The 639-nt window shown below is 71.4% G+C and carries 1 protein-coding gene; it reads right to left on the bottom strand.

Translation table 11 applies throughout. From position 1 onward, the window contains the following. Window positions 1-193: 193 nt before the first annotated feature. Window positions 194-639 (bottom strand): L,D-transpeptidase (locus tag KUM32_RS41900; RefSeq protein WP_217146850.1); only part of this gene is annotated, 446 nt, incomplete at its 5' end.

Raw genomic sequence — 639 nt, 5'->3', positions numbered from 1 at the left:
CGCCCGAACGACGCGCGCGGGTTTGTCCGTTCGGGCCGCGTGAAACCACCCCGAAGGCGGGCATGGGCGCGCGGCGGCTGGCCGTGCCCCGCCCGTACGGCCTGATGCCGGCACGCGTGCGGAAGCGTGGCGACGGCGTGGCCCCGCCCGGGGAAGCAGCGCGCGTCCGCTCGTACGGTCCGGGAAGGCCCGCCTAGCGGTAGACGACCACCTTGTCGCCGGCCTTCACCTGGGCGAAGACCGAGGCGATCTTCTTCTTGTCGCGCACGTTCACGCAGCCGTGCGAGGCGCCGCTGTAGCCGCGGGCGGCGAAGTCCGACGAGTAGTGCACCGCCTGGCCGCCGCTGAAGAACATCGCGTACGGCATCGGGGTGTCGTAGATCGTCGAGACGTGGTCGCGGCTCTTGAAGTCCACCTTGAACGTGCCCTCGCGGGTCGGCGTGTACTGCGAGCCGAACCGGACGTCCATCGCCGCGAGCACCTTGCCGTCGACCATCCACGACAGCGTCCGGCTGGCCTTGCTGATGCACAGCGTCCGCCCGGTCATGCACCGCGGGTCGGGCTTGGCTATCGGGCGGCTCGTCGGCGGGTACATCGCGGTCCGGCTCGGCCGGTCCGTCAGATCGCGCAGCTTGGCCC

The organism is Streptomyces sp. AC627_RSS907, from assembly GCF_019049165.1.
The sequence above is the reverse complement of the archived record's forward strand: the minus strand, read 5'-3'. Positions and strand labels throughout refer to the sequence as shown.